The sequence below is a fragment of the Planomonospora algeriensis genome (assembly GCF_977012225.1).
The window spans coordinates 1-13,236 of record NZ_CDRNDK010000152.1; the positions used below are offsets into that span (position 1 = coordinate 1).

The following is a 13,236-nucleotide window of genomic DNA, read 5'->3' on the forward strand; positions in this document are numbered from 1 at the left end:
CGCGGTCGGCCGCGAGCACGTCCTGTGCGAGGCGCGCGGACGCCCGTGCTGCGGACGGCCGGTGCGGCCATGCCGCTCACGGCCCGGGAGAAGGAGGTCGCGATCCTGGCCGCCGAGGGGCTGGCCAGCAAGGACATCGCGGCCAAGCTGACGGTCTCGGTCAGGACGGTGGACAACCACCTGCAGCGCGTCTACGTGAAGCTGGGCGTCTCGACCCGCGGGGAACTGGCCGACCACCTCGGCCGCACGGGCATGTGAACCGCCGATCCCATCCAGATCACGTTTATAACTCCGAATGAGCACGGAACCATCTCGATTTGAGTAGTCATCACTCAGGAGCACCGCTGACCGCTCCCCCATGCTGGAAACGCATGCGCGGACGCGCCGACCGCGGGCGCATGCGGCGAGGCGGCCGGAGGAGGCGGGGAACGGCCCGCGCCCGGCCGCCTCGCGGACCGTTCGATCGTGTACCGAGGAGAGGCTCTGACGATGTTCTTCCGTCTGCTGGGACGTGTCCAGGTCGAGAGCGCCGGCGCGTCCGTCGTCGTCACCTCGGCCCCGATCAGGGGGTTGCTGGCTGCGCTGCTCCTGGAGGAGGGGCGCTTCGTCACGGTGGAGCAGCTGATGGACTCCCTGTGGGACAGCCCGCCCGACTCGGCGCGCAAGAACCTGCGGCTGCACGTGGCCCGCTTACGCAGCCAGCTGGCGTCTTTAGGCCTGCGTGAGCGGCTGAGCACCCTGCGCGGAGGCGGGGGAGGCTACCGGCTGCTGGCCGCCCCCGAGGAGGTCGATGTGATCCAGTTCAAACGACTGACCGCCCGGGGCTTCGCCGAGCTGCGCGCGCGGCGCGTGAGCACGGCGGAGACGACCCTCGTCGAGGCCCTCAGGCTGTGGCAGGGGTCCGCCGGGCAGGACTGCACCGCCTCCGGACGCTTGAGGTCCCGGTTCGCCGCCTTCGACGAGCTGCACCTGACGGCGCGGGAACGGCTGGTGGAGGCCCGCCTGCTCCGTGGCCGCACGATCGAGCTCGTCCCGGAGATCCTCGACATCCTGACCGCCGCGCCTTTCCGGGAGAACTCCTGGGCGCACTTGATGCGCGCCTGCTACCTGGGCGGTGACGCGGCGGGGGCGATCTCGGCCTGGGACCGCGCCGCCGCGACACTCGGTGACCGGCTGGGGCTGGATCTCTCCGCGGAGCTGCGTGAGCTGCATCTGGCCGTGCTCCGCCGGGACGACGACGCCGTCCGCGGCCCGCTGGCCCCCCGCCCGGACGAGTGCCCCGGCACGGCGCATCCCGTGACCGTGCGCCCCCGGCGGCACGGGGAGCGGGCCGCCGACCGTCACCTCACCTCGTGGACGGCTTCCGCCTGAGACGCCTCGGAGCCGTGTCGCGGCGGGCGGCCCGGACGGGTGCGCGCCGACGCGATGGGGCGGACGACCCTGCCGATCACACCGGCCGCCGGGATGCGGCCGAGATGGCGGGAGTCGAGGCTGCGGGCGGGATTGTCGCCGAGCAGGACGAGGAACCCCTCGGGGACCGAGACCTCCCCCGGCCGCCGGGGAACAGAAGCGGGGACGGGATCTCCGGGGACGGCGGCGACCCTCTTGACGACCCGGCGGAGGACGGGACCGCGGGGCCGCGGGTCCGCGCCGTGCCGTCCTCCTACCCGGGCAGGGCGGGCATGGGGGTCGTGCCGTTCCCAAGGGGCGACCTCCCCGGCGGCGAACGCCGTCAGCCGCTCCCGGTCGATCGCGACGTCGGCCACGACGACGTCTCCCGGACGCAGCCGGCCGGCGGGCAGGCGCCGTACCAGCACCCTGTCACCGTGCCGGTGGGTGGGATGCATGCTGGTGCCCAGGACCTCCGTCACCATCAGGTTCCTGCGGGCCCAGAGCAGCGTCGCGGCGCCGGCCGCGAGCGGCACGAGGACGAGGACGAGGGCGAGCGGGCCGGTCACCAGCGCGCCCCCTCGCTCGCGGGCACCGCCGCGGTGCTCGGTGAAGGGACCCGGCCGGCCTGCTCGGGGAAGGCCTCCCGGTAACCTTCGGCCTGCATCGAGAACAGGTCGGCGTAGATGCCTCCGCGGTCCATCAGCTCCTCGTGGGTGCCGTGCTCGACGGCCGCTCCTTCGTCGAGCACGACCAGCAGGTCGGCCTCGCGCACGGTGTTGAGCCGGTGGGAGATCAACACGTTGGTACGGCCCGCACGGCGCTGCCGCAGCCTGCGGTGGACTTCGTACTCCGCCGCGGCGTCCAGGCCGGAGCTGGGCTCGTCCAGGATCATCAGGTCGCGTTCGGCCCGCAGGTGCGCGCGGGCCAGGGCCAGGCGCTGCCACTGGCCTCCCGACAGGGTGACGCCGATGGCGTCGGCGGTGTTCTCGGCGGTGTCGTCCCCTTGGAAGAACAGCCGGGACAGCAGGGTGTCGTAGGCGCGGGGCAGGCGGCCGACGAATTCGTGGGCGCCGGCGCCGACGGCCGCGGCGGTGACGCGCTCACGGTCGTGGAGGTGCTCCAGCGCGCCCAGGCCGATGTTCTCGGCGGCGCTGAGGTCGTACTCCATGTAGTCCTGGAAGACCACGCCGATGCGGGCGCGCAGCTCCGCCGGGTCCAGCTCGCGCAGGTCGACGCCGTCCCACAGGATCGCGCCGCGCTCCGGGTCGTACATGCGGCACAGCAGTTTGATCAAGGTGCTCTTGCCGGCGCCGTTGCGGCCGATCAGACCCACCGTCCGGCCATGGGGGATGGTCAGGTCGAGGCCGCGCAGCGCCCAGGGGTGGTCGGGGGAGTAGCGGAACCACACGTCGCGGAAGACGATGCCGCGCGCCAGCGGCGCGATCGCTCTGGGGCGGCGGGCGACGGGCAGGTCGGGCTCGGCGGTGACCACCTGCAGATAGTGGTCGAACAGCAGCAGCTGCTGGTGGCACTGGGCGATGGTGTGCACCAGGGACACGCCCGCGTTCTGCACGCCGGCCACCGCGGCCACCAGCAGGGAGATGTCGCCGATGCTGATCCGGCCGCCCGCGGCGGCCAGCACCGCCCACAGCAGCGCCCCGCCCGCGACCGCGGTGCCGCCCAGGCCGATCAGGGCCTGAGCGCCGACCTGGCGGTGGTCCAGGCGGCGGTTCTCCCTGTTGGACAGGCGCCGCTGGGCCGTCATGCGCTCGCGCAGGTAGGCGCCGATGCCGAACAGCCGGATCTCCTTGGCGGCCTGGGTGCTGGTCAGCAGGTCGCGGAAGAACATCTCACGGCGTTCGACGGGGCTCAGCCGCCATGACAGGGCGGCGCGGCCGCGGGCCAGCCACAGCTCGACGGCCAGCACCGGCAGGACCGAGGCCATGATCAGAACCGGCATCCAGGGCGAGATGACCACCAGCGCTCCCAGGAAGCCCAGGCCGCTGACGACGGAGGCGACGATCGACAGGGCGGCGGAGACCAGCACGCCGGGGGTGGTGCCGCCGTGTCGCAGGGCCATCTGCATCCGGTTGAGGAAGGCGGGGTCCTCGAAACGGCCCATGCCCACGAACCGTTCGGTGGCGGCGAACAGCTGCTCCTGGGCCAGGAGCCCGACGCGGCGTTCGGTCTCGCGGGAGGCGTACTGGGTGACATGCGGTATCAGACCGGTCACCACGCCCGCGGCGGCGAGTCCGATGCCTTTCCCGAGCACCGCTTCGGGTCCCGCTCCGGTGGTGATGTCGTCCAGCACCAGTTTGGTCAGCCAGGCCGTCACCACCGGCATCGGCGCGGTCAGCAACGTGAGCATGACGAACACCGCGGTGAACACGGGGCTGGCCTGCCGGCTCAACCGGAGAGCGATGATGATCTTCCGCATCGCTCAGACCTTCTCCAGTGCGACGGCCACGTCCTGGATCAGCGTGCCCGACGCGCGCACCACGCCGCCGGGCTCGACGAGCCCCAGCGCCGGATAGGCCGTGACCCCCAGCGACGAGCAGACCGGCCCGCCGTGAGCGCCCTCCACCACCACGGTCGCCACCGGCTCCAGCAGGGCGAGCTTCTCGGCGACGCCGTCGGTGCCGACCACGAGGGCCAGCACCCGCTCCCGCCCTCCGGGGAAGGCCGCGGCGAACCGCACGAACTCGGGGAGGCGTTCCTCGCAGGCTCTGCAGCCCACGGAGAAGGCGGCCACCAGCGTCGTGGTCCCGGCGAGGAACCCCTCGTCGACCGGCACGCCGTCCACGGTGGTGGAGCTGAACGAGCCCAGCCGCTCCCCGGCTCCGCGCATCACCGGCGGGAAACCCCCCGGCGGCGGATAGCCGTCCGGCCCGGGGCCGGGCCGCCGGGACAGCGACTCGCCATGGGCACGCAGCCGCCTGGCCATCCCCACGGTGAACACGAGGTTCACCGCGCACAGCACGCAGATGACACCGATGAGCGCCACCACGGTATTCGACACGACAACTCCCAGATCTCAACGGTCACACCGCCGCCGGCACTCGCCGCGGCGGTCAGGCGAGCGGCCGGAACAGCTCGGCGATCTCTTCGGTGAGCAGGACCAGGCCCGCTCCGGTCAGGCCGGTGATCGCCGCCGTCACGGCGCCGGCCGGTTCCAGCGCCGGGGAGGCGGTGCTGAAGGCGAGCACCGTCCCGGTCAGCGAAACGGTCAGGAGGATCCCGTTCCGGACGAGCTGGGCCGGCCCCACCGGCGCGGACGAGGCGCCGAAGCAGTTGCAGGCGATCCGCCGGCGGGAACGCACGGCCGCCGCGATCGCGGCGGTGAACGCGCCCAGCAGCACCAGCGCGATCGCGAACCCGGCGCCGCCGTGGCCGGAACGGCGAGCAGCACGGCCGCGGCCAGCTCACCGGTGACGACCGCGGGGGCCACGAGGGCCGGCGGCAGCAGCGGCGTCCGCGGCGCCAGCTCGCCGGCGGCGGCGCGGAAGGAGGCGTAAGCAGCGCGACCGCGTAGTTTGCCGGCCGCCGAGACCACGAAGACCGCGCCGATCAGAAGACGGCAGCAGACCAGTACGTACTCCATGACGATCCCTCCTGCGGGAGGGGCGCCGCGGCCCTTCGCCGGCCGCGGCGCCCCCGGCTCCCCCCTGCGGGCGGGAGCGTCTACCCGACCGGCTCGGCTGAGCCGGTCGGGATCACCGGGTGGCCCCGCTCAGCACGTCGACAGGAACGGCGGGCAGGTGGGAGGCGGGCACGGACCCGAGGAGCCGGGACCGTAGGTGTTCGGGCCGTAGGGCCCCATGCCGTAGTTGCACGTCGGTGTCCCGTAGCTGCAGGGCTCGCTGCGGAGCGCGACCGCGTGGCCGTCGCAGACCCGCATCAGGGTCCTGCCCTTGGCGTAGTTGGGGCACCAGTCCTCCCGCCAGTACTCGTAGCACCCCATGGCCTGCGCCCGCGTGGTGGGGAGCAGGGTTTCCAGCAGCCGGTCGGCGAACGACCGAACGGTTCGAACCATTGGCTGGCCTTCTTTCTCGTGGCGGCTCCCCTTCGCGGGAGCCGAATGCTGCGACGCGGGCCAACCTAGGGACCGTCTGCATGGAAACGACATGCGAGCGGCATGGACCGCGACCGGCCGCGCGGGCCAGGCGGCCGCGGCCCCGGCGGCGATCGGTCCGGCCGCGGCCGGCGCGTGAGCGGCGGCCGGATCCCCGAATGAGCAGTGATTACTCTGTCCCCGTGCGGCGCCGGCTGAAGATCATGGACGGGTGAGAGCCGGATCCCATCGGGAGGAACGCCGGATGGCGGTAGGGAACCCGTGGATCCCCGATGGCGGAGAACCCGACCAGCTGAGGAGCAATCGAGATGAGATCATCCGCCTTCGCCCTGCTTCGCCGGGCGGTGGACGCCGCCGACGAGCACCGGGAGCACGACCTGGGCGCGCTGCTCGCGCAGGCGCGTTCCGTCCTCGACCCCGAGGCCGACTCCCGGGACATGCTGGCCGCCTACTATCTGGAAGGGCTGTCCGGCCGAATCGAGGGGCGCCGGAGGGGGAACCCCTACCTGCGGGGGGACGGGCGGCCGCAGATCGACCTGTTCCACCTCCTCGCCGAGCATCTGCCTTTCGTGCGCGTGGGCATGCTGGCCAACGCGCACCTGCTGGACCACCTGCGGGAGCACGCCGCCGCGACCGTGCTGTCGATCGGCATCGGCCAGGGGCGCCAGGAGAGCGCCCTGCTGGCCGAGGCCGCCGCCCGGGGCCTGCCTCTGCGCCGGCTGGTCGTCATCGGCGTCGATCCCGCCGCCGACAGCCTGGCCGCCGCCGAGGTCGCCCTGAAGCGGGCCGGCGCCGAACACGGGATCGAGGTGGCCTTCCACGCCCTGCCCGTCGCCACCGAGGAACTGGACGAGGACGCCTGGACGCTGATCGGCCGGTCGCCCCGACCGCTGCTGGCGACGGCCTCGTTCGCCTTGCACCACATGGTCGACCCCCACCCGGTGCAGGACGCGCGCGACGTCTTCCTGTGCCGCCTGCGCGCCCTGGAGCCGGCCGCCGTCGCGCTGTGCGAACCCGACTCCGACCACCACCAGGTGAGCCTGCCGGAGCGCTTCGCCAACTCGTGGCGGATGTTCGGCACGCTCTTCGAGGCCATCGACGCCACGCCCCTCACCCGCACCGAGCACGACGCCATGAAGGGCTTCTTCGGCCGGGAGATCATCGACATCGTCGGCGCCGCCGACGAGCGCAGCCGGTACGAACGACATGAGCCCACCGTCACCTGGCTCCGGCGGCTCCGCCGCTGCGGGTTCCGGACCACTGTCCCGGTGGTCACTCCGGAGCTGGAGCGGACGTTGACGGCTCTCCCGACTTCACCCTCTCCGTCCAGCCCGACCACGTGCGCCTCGGTTACCGGGAGGACTCTCTCGTGTCGATGATGGCGGCCGTCCCCGCCTCCGCCGCAGCGCCTCAGGAGGGGTGCTGACCCCTGGCTCCCGGCGGAGTCGTCCTCGGATCCCGGGAGGCGCCGGTTCGATGGGACCCGATCGGCAAAGAGATTGGCGACATGGAGTAACGGTCTATATACTCTCCGAAGCTGGTATCGCTTTGATACCGGTTCCGACTTAGGATCGGAGTATGGCTATGACGTTGCGTCTCTCCGATGACCAGACCGAAGCCCTGCGGCGGCGCGCCGAGGCGGAGGGCCGGAGCATGCAGCAGGTCGCCTTGCGCGCGATCGAGGAGTATCTGACCCGGACGGCCGATGACGACCTCACCGACGAACTCGCCAAGCGGGGCGCCGAGCGCTTCGCCGGCCTGCTGCGGAGGCTGGGCGAGTGACCCGGTTCATCACTCTGGAGCAGGGTCTGCGAATTGCCAGAGTGGCGACCGGGGGGCCGATCCAGGTCCGTGATCTGGGTCTTCTGGAGGCGGCGCTGCTCCGTCCGCAGACGTCCATGTTCGGCCAGGACGCATATCCGGACGTGTTCTCCAAGGCGGCGGCGCTGTTGCACTCGATTGTCGCCAATCATCCGTTCGTCGATGGCAACAAGCGTGCGGCCTGGCTCACGATGTACGTCTTCTGCGCGAAGAACGGCGTCGAGATCGAGCCCGCGGACGAGGACGAGGCCTACGACTTCGTCATCGCCGTCGCGTCGGGCAAGCTCACCGAGGTCGACGAGATCGCCGAGGTGCTGCGGGGCTTCTCCGTGCCGGTCCGGGATTGATCCCGAGGCGGGGATCATGGAATCTGGGTGATCCGCATGTTTTGGGGCGATATAGGGCGGTAACTACACGGGGACGGAAATTCCGTAGTCCGTCCTGTGCAGGGTCCGTGCCGGTCCCCGCCGGACGGGCGAAAAGCGGCTCGGCGACGCCGCGGAGCCGTTCCAGATCGGGGGATCACCATGAGAAAGGCCATCGCAGGAACAGGACTCGCCGTGCTCCTCGCGTTCGCCCCGGCGAGCGCGTCCGCCGACGCGTTCGCGACGGCAGCCGCCCCGCAGCCCCAGCAGCAGCAGGACGACGGTGGAAACGCCGGCCTGTGGGGTCTGCTCGGACTGGCGGGTCTGCTCGGACTGGCGGGCATGCGCAAGCAGCAGCACCACCGTACGGACACCCACGCGCGGAGCGGGGGATCGACCCGGGGCGACGTCATCTGAGACTCGCCCGCACCGCGCGGGAACCGTACGCGGGAAGGGCCCGGACCTGACGAGAGGTCCGGGCCCTTCCCTCGTGTGCACGCGCGGGGGGCGGGGGAGGACGGAGCCGGCCGGTGGGAGGCGGGCCGGACGGGATCAGTCGGCCGGGGCCGGGGCGGGCTCGGGGGCCTGCGCGGAGCGCAGCGGGATCTCCTTCAGCAGCAGGGCGGCCACCGCGCCCAGGACGGCGATCGGGACGCCGACCAGGAAGACGGTCTGCAGGGCCCGGGTGAAGGCCTCCAGGATGACCTCCAGGACCGGGGCCGGCAGGTGCCGGATGGCCTCGGGGGAGCCGAGGGTGGAGGACGCGCCGCTGTTCAGCGGCAAGTTCGCGGCCTTGGCCAGGGAGGCGAGCTCCGAGCCGAGCCGGTTGGACAGGATCGCGCCGAAGGCCGCCACGCCGACCGCGCCGCCCAGGGAGCGGAAGAAGCCCACGCCCGAGGTGGCGACGGCCAGGTCGCCGCGGGGCACCGCGTTCTGCGCGGCGAGGATCAGGATCTGCATGGAGGCGCCGAGGCCGATGCCGATCACCGCGTTGTCCGCGCCGACGACCAGCAGCGAGCTGTCGACGTGCAGCCGGGAGAGCAGGAACAGGCCGAGCGCGACGAGCAGCATGCCGCCGATCGGGTAGGCCTTCCAGCGGCCGGTCCGGCTGACGAGCCGGCCGATCACGATCGAGGCGACGAGCAGGCCGAAGACCATGGGCAGGGTCATCAGGCCGGAGCCGGTCGGGCTCATGCCCTTGACGATCTGCAGATACTGCGGCAGGAACATCATGGCGCCGAACATCGAGGCGCCGACGAGCAGGGAGGCGAGGCTGGAGAGCACGAAGGTGCGGTCGCCGAACAGGCGCGGCGGCAGGATCGGGTCGGCGGCCCTGCGCTCGGCGAGGACGGCCAGGCCGAACATCACGGCGCTGAGGGCGCCCAGGCCGTAGGTCCAGCCGGAGTTCCAGTCGAACTCCTGGCCGCCCAGGGAGAGCAGCAGCATCAGCGCGGTGGTGCCGCCGGTGATGAAGGTCGCCCCCCACCAGTCGACCCTGGCGTCGCGGCGGACGAACGGCAGCTTGAGGACCTTCTGGATGACGACGAACGCGACCACGGCCAGCGGCACGCAGATCCAGAACGTCCAGCGCCACGACATGCTGTCGACGATGAAGCCGCCGAGCAGCGGCCCGGCGACGGTGGAGACGCCGAAGACCGCGCCGATGTAGCCGGAGTAGCGGCCGCGCTCGCGGGGCTCGACCACGTCGCCGAGGATGATCTGGGGGAGCGCGGCGAGGCCGCCGGCGCCGATGCCCTGTACGGCCCGCGCGACGATGAGCTGCGCCATGTCCTGGGAGAAGCCCGCGGCGACCGAGGAGACCGCGAAGATCACCAGGGAGGTCTGGAACATCAGCTTGCGGCCGTAGAGGTCGGAGAGCTTGCCCCAGAGCGGGGTGGAGGCGGTCATGGTGAGCAGAGTGGCGCTGGCCACCCAGGCGAGCTGGTCCTGGCCGCCGAGGGTGCCGACGATCGTCGGCAGTGCGGTGCCCACCACGGACGTCGAGATCATCGACGTCAGCATGGCGAGCATGAGCCCTGCCAGGATCTCCAGCACCTGCTTGTGCGTGAAGTGCGGCTTCTCCGCGGCCTGGACCTGTTGTTCGGTCAGCATGAACCGTCCCCCATTGCATGTACGATGCATACGAAGTTAGTAGACGCATGTTTACTCCGTCAAATCTGGAAGGATCGGGCGTGTGGACGAGGGACGGCGTCGCTGCCGGGAGGACACCCGGCGGCGCATTCTGGAGGCCGCGCGGCGCCTGTTCGCCGAGCACGGCTACGACCATGTGACGATGCGCCTGATCGCGGCCGAGGCGGACGCCAACATCGCCCTGATCAACCGCTACTTCGGCAGCAAGCGGGAGCTGTTCGCCGAGGTGCTCGCCCTGCAGGGGCGCTTCCCCGGCGTGCTGGACGGCCCCGAGGAGGAACTGCCCCGCCGCCTGGCGGAGTACGTCGCCGAGCGGCTCCGCTCCGACCGGGGCAGTCCCGTGCTGGAGGCGCTCGCCCGGTCGTCGGCGAGCCCGGAGATCCACGGCATCCTGCGGGACCGGGTCAGCTCGGCGATCATGGAACCGCTCGCCGCCCGGCTGTCCGGTGCGGACGCCCGGCTGCGGGCCGCGGTCGCCACCGCCCTCGTCACCGGCTCGGGCACGTTCCGCCAGCTCTACGGTCCCGAGGCGATCGAGATGCCGGAGCACGAGGTCGTGGTCGAGCGGCTGACGAGGATGTTCCAGGTCTGCCTGGAGGCCTGAGGCCGGGGGCAGGGGCCGCGTCCCCGGAGGCGACCGGGGCATCCGGGGCCGATCGGCGGCGATCCGGTGACCGGGACATCCGGCCGCGGAGGAGTCCGGAGGGTCAGCCGGCGGCGATCCGGCAGGACCTGCCGGGGACGTGGTCGACCTGCAGGGTGCTGTGGTCGATGTGGAAGCGCTCGTGCAGCAGGTCGGCCAGCTCGCGGCGGATCCGGTGGCAGTCGCCGCCGGGCCGTACGGTCACGTGCGCGGACAGCGCGGGGAAGCCGCTGGTGACGGTCCACACGTGCAGGTCCTCGACGGCGGTGACGTCGGCGTGGGCGGTGAGGACGGAGCCCACCTCGACCGGGTCCACCCCGGCGGGGGCCGCCTCGAACAGCACGCGGCCGGCGTCGCGCAGCAGGAGGTAGCCGGACCTGGCCATCAGCGCCGCGACGACGAGGGCGGCGATCGCGTCGGCCCGGCCCAGCCGGTGAGCCAGACGACCGCGCCGGCCACGGCGGTGGCGATGAAGGCGTACATGTCGTTGAGGATGTGCTGGAAGGCCCCCTCCACGTTGAGGCTGCTCCGGTCGGCCCGGGCGATCAGCCAGGCGGCGCCCGCGTTGACCGCGATCCCGGCGAGGGCCGTGCCGAGGACCAGCGCGCCCTCGACCTCGGGCGGGTCGATCAGGCGGCGCACGCCCTCGTAGACGAAGTAGGCGACCAGGATCACGAACGTCAGCCCGTTGATCGCGGCCGAGAGGATCTCGGCCCGCTTGAAGCCGAAGGTGTAGGCGCCCCGGGCGGGACGGGCGGCCATGCTCATCGCGACGAGCGCGAGCACGATGGAGGCCGCGTCGGTGAGCATGTGGCCCGCGTCGGAGATCAGCGCGATGGAGTTGGCGAGGACGCCGATGACCACCTCGGCCGCCATGAAGACGACCAGCAGGGCGAGCGCCCAGGAGAGGTGGCGCCGGTCGGCGCCCGCTCCGTGGCCGTGCCCGTGACCATATCCGTGGCCATGCCCGTGCCCGTGACCCATCGCAAGATCCATCCTGTGAACACTTGAACAACTGCTCAGATGTTTAGCAAGGACAGCCTAACATCGCAAGGTGAAGGTGATCGCCTCGGCGCCGGGCGGGCGAGGTTGCTAACTTTCGGCGTAAAACCGGCCTGCGGCTTGTGCGGGCCGAGCCTGTGACCGCCCGGCGGATCCTCCTAGGTTGGGGTGTCTCGCCGTCGCAGGAGATGACCAGATGTCCTTTGTGCAGCGGGTACGCGCGCAGGCAGCAAGACACGGGCACGAGCGGTCCTACACCTTCGTGGAGGACCGGGCCGGGGAGCTCTCCGAGACCCGGCTGACCTTCGCCGCGCTCGACGCGCGGGCCGGGTCGCTGGGGGCGTGGCTGGCCCGGCGGCGGATGGAGGACCGGACGGTGCTGCTGCTGTACCCGCGGGCTGGAGTTCCTGGCCGTCTTCCTCGGCTGCCTCTACTCCCGGGCGGTCGCGGTGCCCTCGCCGCTCCCGCAGACCGACCCCCGCGCGCTGGAGAGGGCCGCGGGGATCATCAAGGACGCCGACGTCCGGCTGGTGCTGACCGACGCGGCCCACCGCGGCGCGCTGGCCGCCTGGCTGCGCGAGGCCGGCCTCGACGGCACGGTGGAGTGCGTCGCCACCGACACCCTCTGCCTGCCCGGGCCGGACGAGTGGACCGAACCGGAGACCGGCCCGGACACCCTGGCCTACCTGCAGTACACCTCCGGCTCCACCAGCGAGCCCCGCGGCGTCATGCTCACCCACGCCAACCTGCTGCACAACGAGAACGAGATCTGGCGGGCCATCGGCTCGCCCACCGAGGGCGTCGGGGTCGGCTGGCTGCCGCACTACCACGACATGGGGCTGATCGGCATGCTGCTCCAGCCGATCTACGCCGGCGGCGACCTGTACTTCGCCTCACCGGTCGAGTTCGTCATGCGCCCCGCCCTCTGGCTGGAGATGATCAGCCGATACCGGGCGGAGTACACCGTCGCGCCGAACTTCGCCTACGAGTGGTGCGCCGCCCGGGTCACCGACGCCCAGGCGGCCGGCCTGGACCTGTCCAGCCTGAAGTTCGCGCTCAACGGCGCCGAACCGGTCCGTCCCGGCACGCTGCGCACCATGGTCCGCCGCTTCGGCCCGATCGGCTTCGGCGAGCGGGTCTGGGCCCCGGCGTACGGCATGGCGGAGGCGACCCTGGTGATCACCGCCACCCCGGTGGGGCGCGGCCCGGCGATCCGCCGGTTCGACGCTGCGGCGCTGGAGCGGCACGAGGCGGTCCCCGCCGCCACGGGCGTCGAACTGGTCGGCTGCGGGCGGCCGGTCACCGTGACCGTGGACGTGGTGGACCCCGAGACCCGCGAGACGCTCGGGGACGGGAGGGTCGGTGAGATCTGGGTACGCGGCGGGAGCGTCGCCCGGGGGTACTGGCAGCGCGACGAGGCCACCCGCGCGGCCTTCGCGGGCCGTACGGCCTCCGGGGAGGGGCCGTTCCTGCGGACCGGGGACCTCGGCTTCCTGCTGGACGGCGAACTCTACGTCACCGGCCGGATCAAGGATGTGATCATCGTCAAGGGGCGCAACCTCTACCCGCAGGACCTGGAGGAGGCGGCCCGCGGGGTGCACCCGGCGCTGGGCGCGGCGGCGGCCTTCGGGATCGCTCCGCAGGACGGTCCCGCGGGTGAGCACGTGGTGGTGGTGCAGGAGGTCAGGCGGGAACGCTCGGCCGGGAGCGCCTCGGCGGGGACGACGGGAACGAGGGGAACGGGCGCCCCGGAAAACGGCCGGGGCGGCGGGGGCCGGGAGGGGGCTCCG

General features: G+C 72.2%; 15 protein-coding genes and 1 pseudogene. 8 read left to right on the forward strand and 8 right to left on the reverse strand.

Annotation, left to right across the window (positions count from 1 at the left end):
- On the forward strand, nt 1-258 hold a 258-nt coding region (locus ACWJ6R_RS17300), incomplete at its 5' end, for a response regulator transcription factor (protein ID WP_449063207.1).
- A 231-nt stretch (nt 259-489) separates the two neighbouring features.
- Nucleotides 490-1,371: an AfsR/SARP family transcriptional regulator gene (locus ACWJ6R_RS17305; protein WP_449063208.1), complete on the forward strand. Its 882-nt coding sequence runs from the start codon at nt 490-492 to the stop codon at nt 1,369-1,371.
- Here the strand turns inward: ACWJ6R_RS17305 and ACWJ6R_RS17310 are convergent.
- The 5 genes and pseudogenes from ACWJ6R_RS17310 to ACWJ6R_RS17330 form a co-directional block, all read right to left on the reverse strand.
- A complete protein-coding gene (locus tag ACWJ6R_RS17310) occupies nt 1,341-1,958 on the reverse strand; it encodes a S26 family signal peptidase (RefSeq protein WP_449063209.1) in 618 nt (205 codons plus the stop codon). The genes ACWJ6R_RS17305 and ACWJ6R_RS17310 overlap by 31 nt on opposite strands.
- Complete coding sequence (locus tag ACWJ6R_RS17315) at nt 1,955-3,829, reverse strand: ABC transporter ATP-binding protein (RefSeq protein ID WP_449063210.1); 1,875 nt, start codon at nt 3,827-3,829, stop codon at nt 1,955-1,957. The genes ACWJ6R_RS17310 and ACWJ6R_RS17315 overlap by 4 nt, the downstream gene beginning before the upstream one ends.
- A gap of 3 nt (nt 3,830-3,832) precedes the next feature.
- Nucleotides 3,833-4,411 carry a TlpA family protein disulfide reductase gene (locus tag ACWJ6R_RS17320; RefSeq protein ID WP_449063211.1) on the reverse strand — a complete coding sequence of 193 codons (579 nt, stop codon included), beginning with the start codon at nt 4,409-4,411 and terminating at the stop codon, nt 3,833-3,835.
- A gap of 52 nt (nt 4,412-4,463) precedes the next feature.
- A pseudogene (locus ACWJ6R_RS17325) lies at nt 4,464-4,993 on the reverse strand (MauE/DoxX family redox-associated membrane protein).
- Between the two features lie 129 nt (nt 4,994-5,122).
- Nucleotides 5,123-5,425, reverse strand: coding sequence for a hypothetical protein (locus ACWJ6R_RS17330; protein WP_449063212.1), 303 nt, complete (start codon nt 5,423-5,425; stop codon nt 5,123-5,125).
- 347 nt (nt 5,426-5,772) lie between these two features.
- On the opposite strand from ACWJ6R_RS17330, the gene ACWJ6R_RS17335 reads away from it, so the two are divergent.
- The 4 genes from ACWJ6R_RS17335 (at nt 5,773) to ACWJ6R_RS17350 (ending at nt 8,067) form a co-directional block, all read left to right on the forward strand.
- Nucleotides 5,773-6,843 (forward strand): GRAS family protein, encoded by a 1,071-nt coding sequence (locus tag ACWJ6R_RS17335; RefSeq protein ID WP_449063213.1) that lies wholly within the window; start codon nt 5,773-5,775, stop codon nt 6,841-6,843.
- Nucleotides 6,844-7,042: 199 nt separating this feature from the next.
- Complete coding sequence (locus ACWJ6R_RS17340) at nt 7,043-7,246, forward strand: CopG family transcriptional regulator (RefSeq protein WP_449063214.1); 204 nt, start codon at nt 7,043-7,045, stop codon at nt 7,244-7,246.
- A complete protein-coding gene (locus ACWJ6R_RS17345) occupies nt 7,243-7,632 on the forward strand; it encodes a type II toxin-antitoxin system death-on-curing family toxin (protein ID WP_449063215.1) in 390 nt (129 codons plus the stop codon). Before ACWJ6R_RS17340 ends, ACWJ6R_RS17345 begins: the two co-directional genes overlap by 4 nt.
- Nucleotides 7,633-7,812: 180 nt before the next feature.
- Nucleotides 7,813-8,067, forward strand: a complete 255-nt coding sequence (locus ACWJ6R_RS17350) for a WGxxGxxG family protein (RefSeq protein ID WP_191898453.1) — start codon at nt 7,813-7,815, stop codon at nt 8,065-8,067.
- A gap of 135 nt (nt 8,068-8,202) precedes the next feature.
- Here ACWJ6R_RS17350 and ACWJ6R_RS17355 read toward each other — a convergent pair whose 3' ends face one another.
- On the reverse strand, nt 8,203-9,762 hold the full coding sequence (locus ACWJ6R_RS17355) for an MDR family MFS transporter (RefSeq protein WP_449063216.1): 1,560 nt from the start codon (nt 9,760-9,762) through the stop codon (nt 8,203-8,205).
- Between the two features lie 82 nt (nt 9,763-9,844).
- Here ACWJ6R_RS17355 and ACWJ6R_RS17360 point away from each other — a divergent pair, with 82 nt between their 5' ends.
- Entirely contained in the window at nt 9,845-10,405 is a 561-nt protein-coding gene (locus tag ACWJ6R_RS17360) for a TetR/AcrR family transcriptional regulator (protein WP_449063217.1), read from the forward strand.
- Nucleotides 10,406-10,508: 103 nt separating this feature from the next.
- Here ACWJ6R_RS17360 and ACWJ6R_RS17365 read toward each other — a convergent pair whose 3' ends face one another.
- Both ACWJ6R_RS17365 and ACWJ6R_RS17370 read right to left on the reverse strand, forming a co-directional pair.
- Nucleotides 10,509-10,829 (reverse strand): cation transporter dimerization domain-containing protein, encoded by a 321-nt coding sequence (locus tag ACWJ6R_RS17365; protein WP_449063218.1) that lies wholly within the window; start codon nt 10,827-10,829, stop codon nt 10,509-10,511.
- On the reverse strand, nt 10,829-11,428 hold the full coding sequence (locus tag ACWJ6R_RS17370) for a cation diffusion facilitator family transporter (protein ID WP_449063219.1): 600 nt from the start codon (nt 11,426-11,428) through the stop codon (nt 10,829-10,831). Before ACWJ6R_RS17370 ends, ACWJ6R_RS17365 begins: the two co-directional genes overlap by 1 nt.
- A 416-nt stretch (nt 11,429-11,844) precedes the next feature.
- Between ACWJ6R_RS17370 and ACWJ6R_RS17375 the strand changes: the two genes are divergently transcribed.
- Nucleotides 11,845-13,236: fatty acyl-AMP ligase (locus tag ACWJ6R_RS17375; protein WP_449063220.1), on the forward strand; the 1,392-nt coding region annotated here is incomplete at its 3' end.